A 20,234-nucleotide genomic window follows, 5' to 3' on the forward strand; every position below is an offset into this window, starting at 1 on the left:
GACTAATGGGTTCGATGAAGGAAATCTTCAACAGCCTCTTCCTCAAGGAATTGTTGAAGGGCATGTCGGTCACGGGGCGGTATTTCTTTGCCCGCAAGATCACCGTTCAATATCCGGAAGAAAAGACACCGCAGAGTTTCCGTTTTCGTGGTTTGCATGCGTTGCGTCGCTATCCGAATGGTGAGGAGCGTTGTATTGCCTGCAAGTTGTGCGAAGCAATCTGTCCGGCGCTGGCCATTACGATCGAGGCTGAGCCACGTGACGACGGTTCGCGTCGCACGACGCGTTACGACATTGATCTGACCAAGTGTATTTTTTGCGGTTTCTGTGAAGAAGCTTGCCCGGTCGATGCAGTAGTCGAAACGCGGGTTTTCGAATACCACGGCGAAAAGCGCGGTGATTTGTATTACACCAAGCAAATGTTGCTGGCCAACGGCGACCGCTACGAAGATCAAATCGCGAAGGATCGCGAACTTGATGCTTCTTACCGATAACAGGTGCTAGCAATGGATTTTCAAACTGCGGTTTTCTTCTTCCTGTCGGCGATCCTGATTTTTGCCAGCCTGCGCGTAATCACCGCGCGCAATCCGGTTCACGCTGCGCTGCATCTCATTCTTGCCTTCTTCACCTGCGGCGGGATTTGGGCACTGCTGCAGGCTGAGTTCCTAGCGATAGCCATCATCCTCGTCTATGTCGGCGCGGTCATGGTGCTCTTCCTGTTTGTGGTGATGATGCTCGATATCAATATCGACCGTATTCGGCAGGGCTTCTGGAACTATCTGCCGCTCGGAGCATTGCTCGGTTTGTTGATGGTTCTTGAAATGGGCTTGGTGCTTGGTAGCAAGTACTTCCAGATTCCTGCTGCGGAAGCGATGCTTCCGGCCGGTATTTCCAATACCAAGAGTATCGGTGCGCTGATGTTCACCGATTACGTCTATCCCTTCGAGCTGGCCTCCATCATTCTGCTCGTCGGCATGATCGCGGCGATTGTGCTGACACACCGCGGTCCGAAGAAGTCCAAGTACACCAACCCGAATCAGCAGGTCTTCGTCAAGGCGAAGGATCGCGTGCGCCTCCTGCAGATGCCGGTTGAAAAAGACTGAACCCCGGGGAAACAATGCTAACTCTCACTCTCTCCCATTTCCTGATTCTGGGCGCGATACTTTTCGCGATCAGCGTGGTCGGGATCTTCCTGAACCGGAAGAACCTGCTGGTGTTGCTGATGGCCATCGAGTTGATGCTTCTTGCGGTCAACATGAATTTCGTGGCTTTTTCCCACTATCTGCAGGATCTCTCCGGTCAGATCTTTGTCTTCTTCATCCTGACGGTTGCCGCTGCCGAATCGGCGATCGGCCTGGCCATTCTGATCGTGCTGTTCCGCAACCTCAAGAGCATCCATGTGGATGACCTGGGCAGCCTGAAGGGTTAAACATGGAAATGCAAAAACTCTACCTGCTCGTTCCCATGGCGCCTTTGGTCGGCGCCATGATCGCCGGCCTGTTCTGTCGCGTCATTCCGCGCTGGGTTGCTCATACAGCAACCATCGCCGGTGTTGCCATCGCTTTTTTCGCTTCGCTCATCATCTTCCAGGATGTCCTGGCAGGTCACACCTACAACGGTGCTGTCTATACCTGGCTGACCAGTGGTGACTATAAATTCGAAGTTGGTTTCCTGATCGATACTCTGACCACCACGATGATGCTGGTCGTCACCTTCGTATCGCTGATGGTGCATATCTACACCATCGGTTATATGCAGGAAGATCCTGGCTATAACCGCTTCTTCAGCTACATCTCGTTGTTTACCTTCTCCATGCTGATGCTGGTGATGAGCAACAACTTCATGCAGCTCTTCTTCGGCTGGGAAGCGGTCGGTCTGGTTTCCTACCTCCTGATCGGCTTCTGGTATACCCGCCCGACGGCCATCTTCGCCAACATGAAGGCCTTTCTGGTCAATCGCGTCGGCGACTTTGGATTCATCCTCGGCATTGGTCTGGTGCTGGCTCATTTCGGCTCGCTTGATTACAAGACCGTGTTCGAGAAAGCACCGGAACTGGCTGCTACCACTATCAATATCTGGGGCGCGGCTGACTGGTCCTTGATGTCCGTCACCTGTATCTGCCTTTTCATCGGCGCGATGGGCAAGTCTGCTCAGGTACCGCTGCATGTCTGGCTGCCCGACTCGATGGAAGGCCCGACCCCGATCTCTGCGCTGATCCATGCGGCAACCATGGTTACCGCCGGTATCTTCATGGTCGCCCGGATGTCACCGCTGTTCGAACTGTCTACCACGGCGCTCTCCTTCATCATTGTCATCGGTGCGATCACTGCGCTATTCATGGGCTTCCTTGGCATCATCCAGAACGACATCAAACGGGTGGTTGCTTATTCCACGCTGTCGCAACTGGGTTACATGACCGTTGCACTGGGTGCTTCGGCTTACTCGGTCGCCATCTTCCACCTGATGACCCACGCCTTCTTCAAGGCATTGCTCTTCCTTGGCGCTGGCTCGGTGATCATCGGCATGCACCACGATCAGGACATCCGCAACATGGGTGGTCTGCGCAAGTACATGCCGATTACCTGGATTACCTCGCTGGTTGGTTCGCTGGCCCTGATCGGTACGCCTTTCATGTCCGGTTTCTATTCCAAGGATTCGATCATCGAAGCCGTTGCCCTGTCACATATTCCGGGTGCGGGCTTCGCTTACTTCGCTGTGCTGGCTGGCGTATTCGTCACTGCCTTCTACTCGTTCCGCATGTACTTCCTGGTATTCCACGGCGAGGAGCGTTTCGGCAAGGCGCATGACGCACACCATCACGACCACGACGGTGATCATGATGATGAAGAAACCTCGCATGACCATCATCATGGTCTGGCTCCGGGTCAGAAGCCACACGAAACGCCTTGGGTTGTCACGCTGCCGCTTGTGTTGCTGGCTATTCCTTCGGTGGTCATCGGTTTTATCGCGATCGGTCCGATGGTTTTCGGCGACTATTTCAAGGGCGTGATCTTCATCGATCACCATGCCCATCCGGCTATGGAACATCTTTCCGAGCACTTCCACGGCGCGGTGGCCATGGGCGTCCATTCGCTGACCAGCCTGCCGTTCATTCTGGCCCTGTCGGGTGTTGTGCTGTCCTGGTTCTTCTACATGAAGCGCCCCGATATCCCAGCAGCCATCCAGCGTCGCTTCTCGGCCGTCCATACGCTACTTGAGAACAAGTACTACTTCGACAAATTTAACGAGGTCGTATTCGCCGGTGGCGCCCGCCTTCTGGGCAAGGTGCTGTGGCGTGGCGGCGATGTTGCCATCATTGACGGCCTGATCGTCAATGGCTCGGCCAAGGTTGTTGGCTGGATCTCTTCCATTACCCGTCTGTTCCAGACCGGTTACGTCTATCACTACGCTTTCACCATGATCATCGGCGTCTTTGTGCTGATGACTCTGTGGATCAACCGCGCCTAAGCGTGAATAGTTCGCAGAAAAGCAAGGAATAACATGTCGACTTACCCGTTGCTGTCTCTCGCAATCTGGATCCCGATTTTCGCCGGACTGGTGGTGCTATCCACCGGTGGCGACCGGAACGCACCGCTGGCAAGAATGCTTTCGCTGGCGGGTGCCGTTGCCGGTTTCCTGATCACTATTCCGCTCTGGACTGGTTTCGATACCGCCAATGGGGGCATGCAGTTCGTTGAACTGGGTTCCTGGATTCCGCGCTTCAACATCAATTACCACCTCGGGGTGGACGGCATTTCCATGCTGTTCGTCGTGCTCAACGCCTTCGTTACCATCATCGTGGTTGCTGCCGGCTGGGAAGTGGTCAAGACCAAGGTTGCCCAGTACAACGCTGCCTTCCTGATCATGTCCGGCTTGATGAACGGCATTTTCGCCTCGCTCGATGGTGTCCTGTTCTACGTTTTCTTCGAAGCTTCGCTGATCCCGTTGTACCTGATCATTGGTGTGTGGGGTGGCCCGAACCGGGTTTACGCCGCCTTCAAGTTCTTCCTCTACACGCTGTTCGGCTCGTTGCTTCTGCTGCTTTCCCTGATGTATCTGTTCATCAATTCAGGCGGCAGCTTCTCCATTCTCGAATGGCACAAGATGCCGATCGCTCTCGGCCCGCAGATCTGGCTGTTCCTGGCATTCTTGGTTGCTTTCGCCGTCAAGGTTCCGATGTGGCCGGTGCATACCTGGTTGCCGGATGCCCACGTCGAAGCGCCGACCGGCGGTTCCATCGTGCTGGCCGCCATCGCTCTCAAACTCGGCGCATACGGTTTCATCCGGTTCTCGCTGCCGATCCTGCCCGACGCCTCGCATGAGTTGTCCGGTCTGGTTCTGGGCATGTCGCTGATCGCTGTCGTCTATATCGGTTTTGTTGCCCTGGTTCAGGAAGACATGAAGAAACTGGTGGCCTATTCGTCCATCGCCCACATGGGCTTCGTGACCCTCGGCTTCTTCATGTTCAGTCCGCTCGCCGTTGAAGGTGCGCTGGTCCAGATGGTTTCGCACGGTTTTGTGGCCGGCGCCATGTTCTTCTGTATCGGTGTCATGTACGACAGAGTGCATAGCCGTCAGATCGCCGATTACGGCGGTGTGGTGAACACCATGCCAAAATTCGCCGCGCTGTTCATGCTGTTCTCCATGGCCAATGCTGGTTTGCCTGCTACCTCTGGCTTCGTCGGCGAGTTCATGGTCATCCTGGCCGCTACCAAGTTCAATTTCTGGGTCGCCTTTGCTGCCGCCACCTCGCTGATCATCGGCGCCGCCTACACCCTGTGGATGTACAAGCGAGTGGTTTTCGGCGATGTCACCAATCATCACGTGGCCGAACTGACCGACATCAACAAGCGCGAGTTCGCCATTCTTGGCGTACTGGCTCTCTGCACCTTGGGCATGGGCCTCTACCCGCAGCCTTTCACGGAAGTCATGCACGCCTCGGTCAATGACCTGTTGCGTCATGTCGCCATCAGCAAGATTCAATAATCGGTAGCCGACATGTTCGACAATTTCGTTGTCCCCAATCTTCTGCCCGCAGCGCCGGAAATCTTTCTGACGGTGATGGCGCTGGCCATCCTGATGATCGATTTGCTGGTCAAGGATAGCCGCCGCACAGTTATCTTCGTGCTGACCCAACTGACGCTGATCGGTTGTGCTGCCATCCAGTTCGCGACGAGCACCGGCGAGATCACCTACACCTTCAGCAACATGTTCGTCGACGATCTGATGTCCGACCTGCTGAAGCTCTTCCTGTACATGACCATGGTCATCGTCATGTTCTACTCGCGTGGTTATATTATTGATCGCGACTCGATGAACAAGGGCGAATACTACGTGCTGGCGCTGTTCGCAACGCTCGGCATGATGGTCATGATCTCCGCCAACCACTTCCTGACTATCTACATCGGTCTCGAGCTGCTGTCGCTGTCGCTCTATGCCATGGTTGCCATGAACCGTGACTCGGTGCAGTCGACCGAAGCTGCGATGAAATATTTCGTGCTTGGCGCACTGGCCTCCGGCCTGTTGCTCTACGGCATGTCGATGATCTACGGGGCGACCGGTACGCTGGAAATCACCGGCATTGCCGAACGCCTGTACGGTGGCGGCGTGAACAAGAGCGTGATGGTCTTCGGCCTGGTCTTCCTGGTTGCCGGCCTGGCCTTCAAACTCGGTGTCGTGCCGTTCCACATGTGGATTCCGGACGTCTATCACGGTGCCCCGACCTCGGTCACGCTGCTCATCGGCTCCGCTCCCAAGCTGGCCGCCTTCGCCATCGTCATGCGCCTGTTGGTCAATGGTCTGATCACCATGGCAGCTGACTGGCAAGCGATGTTGATCATCCTTTCGGTGCTGTCGATGGCCATCGGTAACCTTGCCGCCATCGCCCAGACCAATCTCAAGCGCATGCTGGCCTATTCCGCCATCTCGCACATGGGTTTCATGCTGCTCGGTATCGTTACCGGCGTGGTCAGCGGCGATGCCCGCTACGCGCTCAATGCCTACAGCTCGGCTATGTTCTACGTCATCGCCTACGTGTTGATGAGTGCCGGCACTTTCGGCATGATTCTGCTCATGTCGCGGGCCGGTTTCGAAGCCGAGAATATCGAAGACTTCAAGGGCCTCAACAAGCGCAGCCCGTGGTTCGCCGGCATCATGCTCATGCTCATGTTCTCAATGGCTGGCGTGCCGTTCTTTATCGGCTTCTTCGCCAAGTTCTCCGTGCTGCAGGCTGTCGTTGCTGCTGGCTACATGTGGCTGGCCATCGTTGCAGTTCTCTTCTCGCTGATCGGTACCTTCTACTACCTGCGCGTCGTCAAGGTCATGTACTTCGATGCCCCGGCCGACGATACCCCGCTGGCCGCGCCGATGGACATGCGTATCCTGATTTCCGCCAACGGTCTGGCCGTCGCAGCCCTTGGCATCTTCCCGCAGGTCATCATGTCGCTCTGCGCCTACGCGCTGCTCCGTTCGCTCTGATGCCACAGTGAAGTGATTCAATAAAACGCCCCGCCAGTCGGGGCGTTTCTTTTTGTGGAGATTGAAATGTCGCACGACGCACACCTCATCGAATCCGAAGTCTCCTCCGAGAGCGTCTTCAAGGGGGCTTTGCTCAATGTCCGCAAGGATCGCGTACTGCTGCCCAATGGCCAGGAATCGATTCGGGAGTATATCGTTCATCCCGGCGCCGTCGTCATCCTCGCCTTCCTGCCCAACGGCAACCTGCTCTTTGAGCGTCAGTTCCGCTACCCGTTGCGCCGCGTTTTCCTGGAGCTGCCGGCCGGCAAGATCGATCACGGCGAAGCCATCATCGATACCGCCCAGCGCGAACTCAAGGAAGAAACCGGCTACGTCGCGAGCGACTGGGAGTATCTCGGCGTGATGCACCCGTGCATCGGCTACTCCGACGAGCGAATCGAAATCTTCGCCGCACGCGGCCTGAACCTGGCTGGTGAGAAACAGCTCGACCACAACGAATTCCTCGATGTCGTCGAACTGTCGCCGGCCGAAGCCAGGCAAGCGATCTGGGATGGTCGCATCACCGATGCGAAGACCATTACCTCGCTATTCTGGCTCGACAAGCCTTGAATCCGCGCTGTTGACCGCTTCCGGGTGATGGCTACGGTCAACCGGAAAAAACGGCCAAAAATGAAAAGCTCGGTATGTAAAACCGAGGCCCTCTGGTCGAAATCAGGACGGGTCAGGCACGTAGTTACCAGGGAAGGCATTGGGTGACTTGTAGCGCCGGGGCGAAGGAATGATCCTGCGAGCGACGAGGTTTGCATACGAGTCGTAACGGACCGTGATGATCTCGTCCGGCGTGCCGCTTGCCCGCTTGAAATCAACCTGCTGCGTTGGCGAATAGACCCGCTCGCCATGGCCAGTGCCTAGCTTGCGCTCGGCCATGGGCGAAGCTGCCTTGTCAGCCACTTCGTTGCGGCTGCGCATCGGAGCCGAAGCTGCGGCGGCAGACATTTCTTGTGTCGGGGCGGGAACAGGTTCCTGGTATTCGCGGAACGCAGCCACCCCGATCACGCCCACATTGTCCGGCCGGCTCGTTCTACCGGCGTAAGAGTCTTCGACCGCCGTGAAATAGAAGGCTGCCACGTCACGCTCACTCTTGCGCCAGCCGGCGATTTCGACTGCACCCCTTGGCGACAGCACATATCCTCGCTGGTTTTGGGCGGCGGTTTCGCCGCTGACGACGTTGATACCATCGACTGAAACAACGGTCAGCATGCGCCCTCCGGTCTTGTTGATGACGTTGATGGCATAGCGATCTCCCGGCTTGCCGGCAATCCAGAGCTGGCCTTCATGTCGGTAGGTCGGCAGATGTTCGCCGGTCGTCCGGTTGACGATCTCGATGTCGGTAACGCTGGTGGCGTGGGAAATGGAAGAAATCCCGGCGGCGATGATGGCCGAGGTAATGAAGCGGAAGACAGGTTTCATTTTGAGAGTCCCTTTGAGTTGGCAGGTACTCTCTTAAACGATCAGCATTCGGAAACGGGGTTAAAAAGTTTTCCGATTACGGTTGTCTTCCGCTCCCCCCATCTGGCGCAGTCCTGAGTTTTGCCCTGACCTCATCAGGAACGGCCTCGCCCGGATAGGCCTGAATAAAGGCTTCAAGGCTTTTTTGCGCCTCTTGAAGTCGATTTTGTTTGATCAGTGCCTGAATCGAATCCAGCCAGTCCTTTGGCGAATTGGCCTGATCGGCTGCAATCCTTGCGGTAGCCTTCGCGCTGGGACTTGCCACCGCTTCACGCTTGGCCATGGGCATCGCAGCCGCCGATTCGGCTGCAACGGAACGTTCTGCAGGTGCCGACGAAAGAACAGCTTCGCTGCTGGCCGGAAATTGGGCGGGTGCAGCCTGGGCTGGCGTTGAAGCAGGGGCTGCCATTTTGGCTTCAGATCGCCCCTGCGTCGGCACCTGATCGGGCATTCTGGCCCTTGATTCGGCAACGACGGGCGCCGGGCTCGGTGCTGCGGGGGCCATCTTCTGTTTGTCGGTAGCAGCCCCATTGTCGTTCATGGTCCGTGGTGGAATAGCAGGCTCCATCGGTTCGTGGTGCTCGACCATGATGGTCACCATTGCGACCAGACAGATTGTGGCAAGGGCTTGCAGCGGCAGACGCCAGCGCGGCCACCACGGGGCAGGTGTACTTTGACGTTCGACTGCGGCGCGCGCGGCCAGCAGGATATTTCGGTCAAGTTCCGCGCTCGGGCCGGATGGGCCAGCCTCCCGATAAAGCTCCCCGATTTCTTGATCTGTAGGTTTCATCGCCATTTCGACAACTCCTGACGCAGCTTGCCTAGCGCGTAGCGCAAGCGGCTCTTAACGGTTTCTCGCCCGACGCCCATCAAGGACGCGATCTCCTCGAGAGTCATGTCGCCGTCCTGGGAAAGCAGGAAGGTTTCACGTTGGACATCCGGAAGAGCATGGACGGCGACGACGATCTGTTCGGTCAGGGCTTTGCGTTCAGCGCGGCGATCCGGGCGATCATCGTCCGGGGAAGGGATGGACGCCGTGAAATCGGCGTCCTCGTCGTCCTGGAGTGCGGCGTCGACGACTGGTGTCCTGTTGCTTGAGCGCCAATGATCGACCAGTCGATTGTGGGCAATGCGAAAAAGCCAGGTGGAAAACCTGGCTGCGGCCTCGTATTGCAGCCGGGCGTTGACCACGCGGAGCCAAATATCCTGGAAGAGTTCATCGCTTGCCTCGTCTTGTCCGCATTGGTGCGCCACATAGCGAAACAGCGGCCGGCGCCACCGACCGTAAAGCACCTCGAAAGCCGCAGCATCGCCGTTCTTGTAGGCGAGCATCAGGCCTTCATCGGTTCTGAGGTCTTGATCGGGTAAACGTTCGGCCATGAGGATCGGGGTGAAAGAGCCCGAATATTATCCTGTCGTGAGGTCGGGGTGAGACTGCAACGGCCATCAAGTGGCAAGGGGAAAACAAAGAAGCCCCGGGATCAACGATCCCGGGGCTCCATTTCCTTGCGGCCTATCCCAGTACGCCTACCAAATTTTCATTTTTGGGGCTTTTTTCGTGTGGGCTACAGCAATGACTGAAGTTGCAATTGTTTGAGGAACAAGGCCTTGGCGTCGTACTGGTACACCTCATTTGCAAAGACGATCCGTCAAAGTTTGCAATGACTGGCATGCCGGGACTGTAAAGTCTGCAATAGCGTATCCTACGCCTGTTTTTGGGCTTAGAATCGGCCTGCCTGACGCAGTTATCGATCCTTTGCGAAGGTTGTCAGTGCGTTCATCGTTGCTGTGTAGATTTGATTGTCCGCATCAAAGTCCGGCAGCTTCCCCGAACGATCATCTTCAATCAACGTCTTTCCGATTTCGCACATCATCACGGTGGTCTTGGCTTTCCGCTCCCGATATTCGGGCGTGTCGAACCCCATGGTCTCGACAATGATGATGTGCTTTGGTGTCGGGCGATCGCTGTCCCATACGATGAAATCTGGCCGGCAAACGCCTAGCGTCGTATTCCGCCCACGTACCGGCTTTTCGATCTGCAGACAACCGCCTCGTTTGGCGTAGGCTGCACCGACCTGAAGCAGCTTTCGGTATGTCTTGCGCTCCTGATCGGAGTCCACCGGAAACAGGTTCGACTTGCCGTAGATAGGTTGCGCTACGCCTTTGCTCGGCCGCGCCCGTTGGTCTCGTTTTTCCACCAAGTGGATCAAGACCAGATATGGGGCCCTGACTTCGTCGCCGTCGCGGGCGGGATGCTTGATATCGCAGTAGATATGCTCGGTTGCTGTTTGTTGCTTGCGGTTACCGGCGCCGTCGGACACCCAATGGGTGACGGTGAGCGATGTGGATCCGTCCTCGTTGCGCTGGAGAACATCGGCAACGAAGAGCAAGTAGGCAACCTTCTCCCGGTTGGCGTTCGTCTTCGCTGAAATTGCTTTGAAGGCACGTTGGAATTCTTCCCGGAGGATGTTGCGTTCGCCGCGGATAAGTAGATCCGCGAATGTCATGTTGTCCTCAAGGGTTACGGAGGCAGCGAATGCTTGGATGGCGGTCCACTGGTCAGCAATGGCTTGGGGTTCGTGTGTGCAGCGATGGATGCCCGCTTTTTCGATGAGCCAGGCGAGAATTCCAAATAGTGGATCATCCTGATCACCAGCGGTGCCCGTCGATGTAGTGGCTGCGCCGTCTCGCGAAGCCATTTTATTGTTGCCCTTCATGCCACCCAGCAAATTCGGCACCTTGTCGAGGTCGATTTTCGATTGCTTCCCTTCTTCCTGGTCGCGCTCTCTGGCCCGGCGCTCGTATTCCTCTTCGGTGATCGAGAATGGACAGTCGTCGGCATGGCGAGGGCGTTCCTTACGCTGAAACAGATACAGCGTGGTGCCTTTATGTTCCGTTGTCTTCGCTCCAACCATCATTACTGGCGGGTTGGGGTTGATTTGGCCGGGCTGATCCTTGCAGTCACAGGCGATCCACTTGCCGTCTTTGTGTGCTTCCTCGAGTTTGGTGGCGACAAGTTGCAGTTGTTCGGTTGTTGCTGTCCTTGTCCAGTAGGCAATCATGGCAACAGCTTCACTGGGTTGCAGTGCGCTTCCCCGAGGTGTTGTCTTTTCCTGATCAAAGTGAGTTACGAGTCGTTTTGCCATTGTTGTTTATTCACTAGATGCAATCATCAGGATGCCGCCATGGACCTAAACCATGCGCCTGCAGGTCAAGTTGGAACTGCTCCGGATCCACGAAACGCAGGAGACGAAGCTGATCGGGCTGCGGCAGCTTCACATAGGTGTCCATGCCAGGAAGGTTTGATGGATTCCACCCAAAGAGCGCACTTCGGTAGTACAAGTGGTCCCTGAGCACTTGGTACGGCTTGATGGATGTGCCAACAATTGCCGGTCGCTCCCGTACCACCTTCGTCAGCCTAGCTCCCGCCTGACGGGATTTTGTGATCAGGTTCTCCAGGCTTGCATCAAAGCGCTGGAGAGGATTGCAGATCGCGGACACACCTGATGCGTTAGTAACTTTGTAAAAAAAGGCCACGCACCCCATCAAGTGCGAGTCATAGAAGGTTGGCTTGGGGCGTGGGGACCAAAGCGAGAAGGGCGTCGGAATATAGTCGATATACATCTCAATCAACTGCGGCATGTTGTCAATGCGCACGCGCATCAGGGGATTCAGCGCCTTGAACGTGACCGGGCTAGGCCCAGCGAGTCGCAGCGCGATCAGGATGCTTGCAGCGTCCGCAGCGATTTTGCCAAGTTGTCGACCGTCGGCTCTCGCGACAACCTTCTGTAAGCACTGCTCGGCCAGTTCATTACGGCCATGGCGAAGATGCCAGTGCCCCTCCGCGTAGTCGATGACGAACATTAACAAGTCCGACGAGGCGACCGCGCGCGAATCCGCACGCAACTTGTCGAAATTCGCTTCGTCCAGAGCGTTCACCTGAGCGCCAAGCTGGTCAAACTCCTTTGATAGGGTCAAACAAGGGTCGAGGTAGCTCCAGTACCTGCGGATGCTGTATTGCTGTGTTTCCACAGGGGGGGCGCCGTTCCTGTCCTGGCCTACAAGCAGTTTGCCGACAACCAGCGCAAGAAGATCTTGTTCTGGAATGATCTCGTCAGCCATGGCGCACAGCCGCATCGTCGCCATGCCGGCGAGGTATAACCCGCGTACCGCGTCAACTGCGGCATCAAGCTCCTGCGGAGAGGCGAAACCGCTCTGCATTTCAATACGCAAGTTGGCTAGGTCCTGCTTGATGGACGAATGCTTGCGCTGAGAACGCTGATCTAGTCTAGCAAGCGTCGAGCGGAACTCACGGGCATTAACACCCTCAGGAATCGCTCGCTTGACCGCCCCCTTCCAGGTGGACAGATAGCTTGTGGTGTCTCCAGTGAGTGAAGGGGCATGCACTTCAAGCAGTAGCCGAGCGCTGTCCAGCACCGATCCTGGGTGTTGGCGGGCATCAGCAAGCATCTGAGCAATCCATGGGACTGCACAGATCTCGATGAAGCGCCGCAGCCCTTCTGTTTCCGTCGCCTCGGTGACCAGTGGGACAGCCCTGGCATCGGTCAGCACCATTTCGGCGTCGAGCAGCCGTGCTTGGACAAGGCTCCGGAGCGCTTCATTCGAACCCGCGAGCAGATCCAAGAGCCGATCTTCGAGGCCTGAGCGGTGGGGCGAGCTGCTATAGGCGTCGATCCGGCCGCCAAACGAGCCGAGGCCGACGAGCGCATCCTCTTGGTTCCGTGCAATTCCAAGGCCAGAGGCCAGGCCGTCAATGACGGCGGAGAAGGTAGGCAAGCGTGCGTAGGCTGATGGCGTGGCGATGAGCATCGGTTTCCGTGATTTCCGGTGGAACAGGATGGCGTGAGCCGCGAATATCGCATTGTCGACGCCCATACGTCGACGTCAAATTCAACGAAAGGAACTGAAATGAAAGTGCGGAAATTTCGCCCAATGTACGCGATGAGTCTCGACTGGCACTTGACCCGAGCTCTAGAAGAAAACGAGTTCTCAGAGGTCAGCGACAAGCTGCGCGATCAGCTGACCGAACGTGGGATGCCACCTAGGGAGGCGGCTATCAAAGCGCCAGTCATGCTGGATGGCATGGACAAGGCGCTCCAGGGCGAGTTTGACTTCAAGCGTATCCGCAATGAGCTGTGCGTCGAGCGGGGCAGCCGCGACGCGGCCAGCCCGCTCACGCTGGCCGCCGGTTAGCACAGGCCGTTATACGGCGAAAAGTCTACAAGTCGCTGCGCGTCGAGTGTTCGGTGATGACGGCAGCGGCTTCCCGGGTCTCGGACTGCGGATTCGAGTGATTCTGTTCAGCCTAAAGCGGGCACTTGCCTCAACTTTGCCGATTACTGCTCTTGGCCGGACTGAGCCCTCCATCTGCCCTCCGGAAAGCGGTCACCGGCAGCAACATTGTCTCGATGTGGTCAACTGATTCCGGCGCAAGCGGTCAACGTGGCCGGAATCCACAGTCCGCAGGCGATCATGCAGTCGTCCAAAATGGAACCGTGGAGTTTGGGGGGGCGGTATCGGAGTTCATTGAGGTGCATACGCCAAAGAATGAAATGAAAGAAGTGTAAAATATGCACTTAAAATTAATGTTCAGGTGACTTCTAGGTGATTAGCTCTCAATCTAGCGATGAAGAAATAGTCAATTTTCTGAAAGAGATTGCTCGGCAGAGCGCAAGCGACGCTAGGGCAGCCGCAGACCTCGCAGATGTCTTAGCTAGTTCCGGCAGCAAATTTATCCGTACAACTGCGCAAACAGCCGACGTGGCATCGACAGGAGGGCCAGCATCGCTAAGCACGTTGCTTTGCCCTCTATTTTTGCGTGCTGCCGGTCTGGAAGTGCCCAAGCTTGGAGTGCCTGGTCGACCCGCTGGGGGTATCGACTGCTTGGCCCAGATGGCCGGATATAAGACATCGCTGAGCGATAGTGAGCTTGAAACTGTGATGAATGAGGCTGGGTATGCACATTTTCTTGCTTCAGGTCGATATGCCCCCTTGGATGCGAGAGTTTTCAAGCTACGTCAGCAACATGGCTTGCAGGGAGTGCCGACCCTAGTCGCAGCAAGTCTCTTATCCAAGAAGCTTGCTGTGGGTGTCATGACCGCTGGGCTCGATATCAGGGTGGCACCTCATGGAAATTTCGGGCAAACCATGGTGGAGGCCAGTGAAAACGCTGTCCTATTTGTGCAGGCCGCAAGATTGCTTGGGCTTGACGGTCGGCCCATGCTGACCGATGGAAGCGCCCCCTACCAACCATATATCGGGCGCTCCGAAGCACTTGCAGCCTTGGCAGATATCTTCACCGGCACTGCAAACTCCTGGCTGCTGGAACATGTAGAAACTTGCCGTCGTCTCAGTCTGGCTGCGGTATCTGATGAATGCGCGCCCCTGGTCATTTCAGCAAGTATTGAGGATTTGTACCGCTCCTTTAAAGCCAACGTTGTTGCCCAAGGTGCAAGCGAGGCTGCGTTTGAGCAGGCCGTGCTAAAAGTACGCAACGCTACAAATCTGGAGATTCTTGCCGACAAGGAGGGGAAGGCATCGGTATCGCTTGAGGGAATACGCCGGTTGTTGGTCTCCGCTCAGTCGGCTGTTGTCTTGAAAGACATTGGCGAATTTTCTGACCCCGTTGGCATCATTTTACAGAAAAGGTCGGGCGATACCGTGGTTAAGGGCGATGTTCTTGCTACGGTGCGAGTCGATGTTGTATCGATGCGAGACAGTCTGCTTGAGGGCCTAAGAGCGGCAATATGCGTGACGAACCTACCTGCGGAAACCACAAAATGAAGCTTGGAAAGTATTGCTGTTTTTTCTGTCCAGCCGAGGATTACTCAGAAAAGGCATTGGATGAACCATGTCCGACCTGTGGTCGGACATTTGGCTTTGTCCTCAGTGAGATGCCAAAGGCTATTGGGCAATATCGTATTACGCAGGAACTGGGGCGAGGTTTCTATGGTGCTGCCTATGTGGCCGAACGTGGTGCATTCGGCAAGCAGTATGTTCTGAAAATTTCTCCAGTCGAGTTCTACACTTTCTTCGGGAAAGCCCCATTTACAGATGAAACCAAACTCCATGCGACTTTGGCCAAAGGGGCTGAGCACGTTGTCGGCATTGACGACGCTTTCGACGAGATAGTCACGTTCGGGGACGGCAAGACAATACTCAATTGCCATGTCACCGTGCTCGACTATGTCGAGGGAAATCTACTGCAGGACTACATCGATGGAAAGCTCAACGCCGATGCAGCAACCATCTGCCAGATAGCGATCGACCTGCTCCGGGTCCGAGCTGAGTTCGAGGCGCATCATCTGAACCACAATGACCTGCATGCTGAGAACCTTATCGTCGAACGCCTAACACCTCAGACTCGTCGCGCCGAAGCCATCGACCCCACGATCAGGGTTAAGGCCATCGACTTGGGGAGCATCGCTGACCGCAGCAAGAGTACTCATGAACGCTTGGGCGACATGTATTCGATTGCCGTGCATGTCGATAAGCTCCTTGACCGCTTGTTGGTCAATCCAGTGGAACTCGAGGACAGGGACTGTCGTACTGCCTTGGCTTTGCAAAGTATCGTCAACGGCTTGCTCACCGATGTGCAGAACGTCCGCCATCCGAACTTCGACGATCTGGCGACGCAGATTCGGGAAGCATATTTCCGGGCCTCCCAACCTTGGCGTCCATGGAGCAATCCACTCATGCTAAAAGGGTTCGGGGACCACTACAATGCCCAGACTTTGGTGTCCTGGGATGTCCCGAGGTTGCTGGTTGACCCACAGAACCGATGGCTGGAGGAGGTCACCAAGCCGGGGCCACAAATCATTACCGGCATGCGGGGATGCGGGAAAACTATGTTACTGCGTGCACTTGACGTGCACGCGCGTGCAGCACGATTGAGCGACGGTACGAATAGCGAGTCTACTCAACAAGTCCTTGACAGAATTCGCACGGATGGTTTCGTCGGCCTATTCGTTTCTGCGCAACGCCTACTGGATCTTAGGCACTCGACCACGAAGGTTGAACATCGACTAACGCGATTGTTCGTTAACTACTCGTTACAGGCTGTCCGAGCATTGATGCATCTCCGGGATCTTGACGAGCATGCGGTGGGCCTTGGAGCGCACACAAAACTCGCAGAAGCTGTCACGGACTATCTTGAAAACTCAGAAGACCTGTTACGTTCGACATCGCTTGAAGACTTGGAGCGACGCCTTGAGCGTATGGCCGTACTGTCTTCTCGAGGTGCTTCGCCTTACGAAGTGAGACAGGCTCCAGCTGAGGTCTTCCAGCGCTTGGCCGATACCTTTCGTAGTTGCTCAGCGCTCACGGCATCCTCGACAGTGTTCTTCCTGCTCGACGATGTATCGACACGTTACCTTGAGCTGGAGCGCGTCGAAGAACTCCTGTCCGCGCTGCTGTTCCAGAGTCCAACCTGTGCATTCAAGTTTACATCGGAGTGGCAGACGATAGAACTTGGGCTACGCTCGCCGGGTCGTATTCACCCAATCCGGATTGACCGTGACCTTGCCGTCTTTGATCTTGGTGCGGACGTATTTGATACGATTAACGGGGTGGGCAAGGACAAAGGCACGGATTTTGTCGAGCAGATTCTTCGACAGCGCGCCAGGTACCACGTCGCACACCCGAAGTTTGGCCCCCGGGAATTACTCGGGGATGTCCCACTTGAGCAAGTAGCGCGAGAGATTGCTGCCTCAAGTAACACATCGAGGGACAGAAAGCAGGCATATCGTGGCCTGTCGTGCCTGACCAATGTTTGCGTCGGCGATATTGGTGACGTTATCAAGCTTTACGAAGAAATTCTGCGGCAAGCCTCCGCTGGAAGGGGGCAGTTGTCCATACCGATCGCAGATGCGGTCCAGGCGGAGTGCTTCCAAGCGCTTAGTTCACGCCGGATCTATGACCTGAACCGCCGCGGAGGCTACTACAAGAATCACGCCTTGGCCTTTGCAGAGGCCGCTCACGAATTGCTGGTACGTTCAGCCAAGAAAGTACCCAAACAAGCCGGAGCTCAGCCGAGACTGCGTCAGTACTCTTCGATTTACGTACGGGTGTCTGCGGAGAGTCAGGAAAGCCTGAATCTACAGATCGATAAGTTACGTGATCTCATTGATGCGGGCGTATTCGTCTACGCGGGAGGTTCGCCACGTTCGAAGACAAAGGACTCCAATCCCATCCAGCAATTCAAACTGAGCTATCGCAAAATCTACGGTTTGGCCGCATACATCGGCCTTTCCGATCGTGATCGCTTCGAACTATCCGGGAAAGACTTGCTGGACTGGCTCATGTCGCCGGACAAGGACATTTTGTTGCGCAACCAGATCGGCGAGGAAGCAGACAAGCCAGACTATCGGACGTTACCAGCGCAGGTGCCGGTTACGGGAGTACAAGCAGTGACGGGTGTAGTGGAAGACCCGCAAGCAACCCTCTTCGGTAGCGAACTGACAGTGGACGTGGTGCAGCGTACTAGGCGGGTTTCAGGAACCCTTGCGAAGCCCATAGGCGCTACCATTCGCGAACTCAACGTTGAAGAGCTTCGAGGCTTGGGCATCACATCAGTCCTCGCCGGGTTGGGGTTTGAGGAGCGTACCCTCAATTCGAACGATGTGCTGTCGACGAATCTTCATGCAGCCAAGGTCCAGGCGGTCCGCTATGGCGTCGCCGGCCATAGTGATGCCATCGAAAAGATGTGGCGCGATCGCGGGCATTCGTTCACCGAAGTCAGCTATGACGAAGCGCTGGCAGGGGTCTATGATTCGGACGGGGTGTCGCTTGTTGACGTGTCGGGGCTGTCCAAGCCCATCTTGTTTACTGCCATCCGCCGGGAACTGCGCAGAAAGGGGCGAGTCGTCGTCTTCCATATGTCCGCCGAGACGCACTATCCCCTGGAGAACGACCTGAAGGAGCTTTTTGCGGCAGAGAAGGCGAAAAATCCGATTGCCTTTCTGGAGTCGCTCAGCAAGGTTCTTAAGGGAGAAGAAGGACCCTACAGCGAGACGAAGCTGCTCGATGAGGATGTCGACTTGTCACGCAGCCGCGCGCTCATCGCCTTTGCGTCCCCGAAGCACGAGCGACTCTTCTCGTTGCTTGACCGTCGGGAGTTTGACTACGTCGACGTGATTGTTCCCACGGGTGATGCTCCGCGAGCGAAGGTGGCAAATTACGCGGCCGAGTTCGCATGCCAGAGTTATCAGAACGCGAAGGTGACGCCACTTGCAGTGGGTCCGTTGGCTGATCTCGTCAAATATCTGGATGAGCAGTATCTCGAACTTTATGGCGTCGGCGGAGCAAACGTAGAACTTGGACTTACGGGCTCGAAGAGCCAGGCCATCGCAGCGGCTGTGCTAGCTTCCCGACGGAAGATCGCTCAGGCTTGGTATTTGAGTCCTGCGAAGTTTGACCAGAACCGATTCTCCACCGGAGTGAAGACTGCACATATCTACGACATAACGCTCGATGGAAAGTGAGCGTACATATGAGGATGTACAGGTGGCCAAGTTGCCAAATAATAACGGAGACCTTGTGCAAATCCACAATCAACTGGAGAAGTGGATGCATGGCTAGCGCCCGCTTGAGAATCGCCTGAGATGTAAGACGAGCCAAGTGGACAAGCTTTCACCCGCGCAGCGAAGCGCCCTGATGTCCAGGGTGAGAGGACGCAACACTTTACCTGAGATCAAGTTGCGAAGTGCTATGTGGCAAATCGGAATCCGGTTCCGGCTAGGGCAACGCATAGGTCGGATCCGGCCCGACATCGTCTTCAAGGGAGCGCGGCTCGCCATTTTCGTAGACGGATGCTTCTGGCACTCCTGTCCGGCCCACAAGTCGAGGCCGCAATCCAATCAGTATTTCTGGGATGAGAAACTAGCGCGGAATGTGGCTCGGGACAGCAAGACGACCGCCGACCTGGAACGCGTCGGATGGACCGTAATGCGGTTTTGGGAACATGAAGTTGAGGGGGATGCTGCGGCGTGTGCTCTCAAGATTGCCGATGCCTTGGAGCAAAGCCGTGCCGGAAAAAAACGCGAGTAAGCTAAGCAGAACTAGAAGGTTGGCCGTCGACTACCGAACCAGCGGCCAAAAACTGTCTCTTCAGTATTGGTAACTCGTGGGAGAGGTTATACTCTACCGAGGAGGTTTGTACCTAGTTTGAATAAAATGACAACAACATCATTCATGCCGCATGCGCCGACGGCCGTCGATCTGTTCTCCGGCTGTGGTGGTCTATCGCTTGGCCTTAAGCAAGCTGGATTCCAGGTAACCTGCGCTGTCGAGATCGACCACAAGGCTCGGGAAACCTACAGTTTGAACCATTCGGATGTCCATTTGATTCCTTCCGACATACGAAAGGTCCGCGTCCGAACCTTGATGCGTGAACTCGGCATGAAACCCGGTCAGCTGGACCTATTGGCCGGGTGCCCTCCTTGCCAAGGCTTTTCTAGGATCAGGACTAGAAATAAAAGCAGCTCGGATGACGATGCGCGAAACGATCTGATTTTCGAGTTCCTTAGGTTCGTACGTGGTTTCCGCCCCAAAGCAGTCATGCTGGAAAATGTGCCGGCGCTTAAAGACGATCCTCGCTTCGCAATTTTTTGGGCTGAAATGCAGCGCCTAGGATACCGCGGCCAGCCGGAAATACAGGATGCGGCAAAGTTCAATGTTCCTCAACGCAGACGACGTCTGATTTATCTGGCTGTTCGCGGCAAATATCCGCTTCCCGATCTGGAAGTTAGCGACGAGCTAAAGACCGTTCAGGATGCGATCGGTACCCTCGGACCAGCCGGTACTTCCGGCGATCCTATACATGATATCCCCGAAAATCGTGAGCCCAAGACCTTGGCACTGATCAAGGCCGTTCCGCACGACGGAGGTAGCCGCACGGACCTGCCTGAACAGTTTTGGCTTGCCTGCCATGAGACGACCGACGGGTTCAAGGATGTATATGGACGGATGAGTTGGGGGCTGCCGGCCCCCACCATCACGGGGGGCTGTCACAATCCTTCGAAGGGTAGGTTTCTTCATCCAGTCCACGATCGAGCGATTACGCTCCGGGAGGCTGCTCTCCTTCAAGGCTTCCCGGCTTCATACAAATTCAATGCAGAACACGGAAAGGAAGCGATCGCGCTGATGATTGGCAACGCCTTGCCTCCTCCATTCATCAGTGCCCATGCGACGGCGCTCATCAAATCGATACGCAAGCACAAGTAAAACAA

At 55.9% G+C, this 20,234-nt stretch carries 17 protein-coding genes; 12 read left to right on the forward strand and 5 right to left on the reverse strand.

Going from position 1 to position 20,234, the window contains the following annotated elements; translation table 11 throughout:
- Window positions 1-5 precede the first annotated feature (5 nt).
- The 7 genes from nuoI (at window position 6) to WBK19_RS13085 (ending at window position 7,086) form a co-directional block, all read left to right on the forward strand.
- Window positions 6-494: an NADH-quinone oxidoreductase subunit NuoI gene (gene nuoI / locus WBK19_RS13055; protein WP_226404182.1), complete on the forward strand. Its 489-nt coding sequence runs from the start codon at window positions 6-8 to the stop codon at window positions 492-494.
- A gap of 12 nt (window positions 495-506) precedes the next feature.
- Window positions 507-1,103: an NADH-quinone oxidoreductase subunit J gene (locus WBK19_RS13060; protein ID WP_511290370.1), complete on the forward strand. Its 597-nt coding sequence runs from the start codon at window positions 507-509 to the stop codon at window positions 1,101-1,103.
- A gap of 14 nt (window positions 1,104-1,117) precedes the next feature.
- Window positions 1,118-1,429 carry an NADH-quinone oxidoreductase subunit NuoK gene (gene nuoK, locus WBK19_RS13065; protein WP_511290372.1) on the forward strand — a complete coding sequence of 104 codons (312 nt, stop codon included), beginning with the start codon at window positions 1,118-1,120 and terminating at the stop codon, window positions 1,427-1,429.
- Between the two features lie 2 nt (window positions 1,430-1,431).
- A complete protein-coding gene (gene nuoL, locus WBK19_RS13070) occupies window positions 1,432-3,468 on the forward strand; it encodes an NADH-quinone oxidoreductase subunit L (protein ID WP_511290374.1) in 2,037 nt (678 codons plus the stop codon).
- A 33-nt stretch (window positions 3,469-3,501) separates the two neighbouring features.
- Window positions 3,502-4,986, forward strand: a complete 1,485-nt coding sequence (locus WBK19_RS13075; RefSeq protein ID WP_511290376.1) for an NADH-quinone oxidoreductase subunit M — start codon at window positions 3,502-3,504, stop codon at window positions 4,984-4,986.
- Window positions 4,987-4,998: 12 nt separating this feature from the next.
- Window positions 4,999-6,477, forward strand: coding sequence for an NADH-quinone oxidoreductase subunit NuoN (gene nuoN / locus WBK19_RS13080; protein WP_511290378.1), 1,479 nt, complete (start codon window positions 4,999-5,001; stop codon window positions 6,475-6,477).
- 66 nt (window positions 6,478-6,543) lie between these two features.
- Window positions 6,544-7,086, forward strand: a complete 543-nt coding sequence (locus WBK19_RS13085) for an NUDIX domain-containing protein (protein WP_511290379.1) — start codon at window positions 6,544-6,546, stop codon at window positions 7,084-7,086.
- Window positions 7,087-7,188: 102 nt separating this feature from the next.
- Here WBK19_RS13085 and WBK19_RS13090 read toward each other — a convergent pair whose 3' ends face one another.
- The 5 genes from WBK19_RS13090 to WBK19_RS13110 all read right to left on the reverse strand — a co-directional run bounded on the left by WBK19_RS13090 (window position 7,189) and on the right by WBK19_RS13110 (window position 12,882).
- The gene (locus tag WBK19_RS13090; RefSeq protein WP_511290381.1) at window positions 7,189-7,947 is read right to left on the reverse strand and encodes a hypothetical protein; all 759 of its coding nucleotides are present in this window, start codon (window positions 7,945-7,947) and stop codon (window positions 7,189-7,191) included.
- 76 nt (window positions 7,948-8,023) lie between these two features.
- Window positions 8,024-8,782, reverse strand: coding sequence for a hypothetical protein (locus WBK19_RS13095; RefSeq protein WP_511290383.1), 759 nt, complete (start codon window positions 8,780-8,782; stop codon window positions 8,024-8,026).
- Window positions 8,773-9,366 (reverse strand): RNA polymerase sigma factor, encoded by a 594-nt coding sequence (locus WBK19_RS13100; protein ID WP_511290385.1) that lies wholly within the window; start codon window positions 9,364-9,366, stop codon window positions 8,773-8,775. The genes WBK19_RS13095 and WBK19_RS13100 overlap by 10 nt, the downstream gene beginning before the upstream one ends.
- A 365-nt stretch (window positions 9,367-9,731) precedes the next feature.
- The gene (locus tag WBK19_RS13105; protein WP_511290387.1) at window positions 9,732-11,132 is read right to left on the reverse strand and encodes a DUF8535 domain-containing protein; all 1,401 of its coding nucleotides are present in this window, start codon (window positions 11,130-11,132) and stop codon (window positions 9,732-9,734) included.
- A 13-nt stretch (window positions 11,133-11,145) separates the two neighbouring features.
- Window positions 11,146-12,882 (reverse strand): hypothetical protein, encoded by a 1,737-nt coding sequence (locus WBK19_RS13110; protein ID WP_511290389.1) that lies wholly within the window; start codon window positions 12,880-12,882, stop codon window positions 11,146-11,148.
- Window positions 12,883-12,915: 33 nt separating this feature from the next.
- Here WBK19_RS13110 and WBK19_RS13115 point away from each other — a divergent pair, with 33 nt between their 5' ends.
- From WBK19_RS13115 to WBK19_RS13135, 5 genes are all read left to right on the forward strand, one after another.
- Complete coding sequence (locus tag WBK19_RS13115) at window positions 12,916-13,200, forward strand: hypothetical protein (protein WP_511290391.1); 285 nt, start codon at window positions 12,916-12,918, stop codon at window positions 13,198-13,200.
- A gap of 690 nt (window positions 13,201-13,890) precedes the next feature.
- Entirely contained in the window at window positions 13,891-14,790 is a 900-nt protein-coding gene (locus tag WBK19_RS13120; RefSeq protein WP_511290393.1) for a hypothetical protein, read from the forward strand.
- Window positions 14,787-18,488, forward strand: coding sequence for an ORC-CDC6 family AAA ATPase (locus tag WBK19_RS13125; RefSeq protein ID WP_511290395.1), 3,702 nt, complete (start codon window positions 14,787-14,789; stop codon window positions 18,486-18,488). Before WBK19_RS13120 ends, WBK19_RS13125 begins: the two co-directional genes overlap by 4 nt.
- A gap of 136 nt (window positions 18,489-18,624) precedes the next feature.
- Entirely contained in the window at window positions 18,625-19,053 is a 429-nt protein-coding gene (locus WBK19_RS13130; RefSeq protein WP_511290397.1) for a very short patch repair endonuclease, read from the forward strand.
- Between the two features lie 126 nt (window positions 19,054-19,179).
- A complete protein-coding gene (locus WBK19_RS13135; protein WP_511290600.1) occupies window positions 19,180-20,229 on the forward strand; it encodes a DNA cytosine methyltransferase in 1,050 nt (349 codons plus the stop codon).
- Window positions 20,230-20,234: the final 5 nt, after the last annotated feature.

The sequence above is a fragment of the Azonexus sp. genome (genome assembly GCF_049652925.1).
Classification (GTDB): Bacteria; Pseudomonadota; Gammaproteobacteria; order Burkholderiales; family Rhodocyclaceae; genus Azonexus.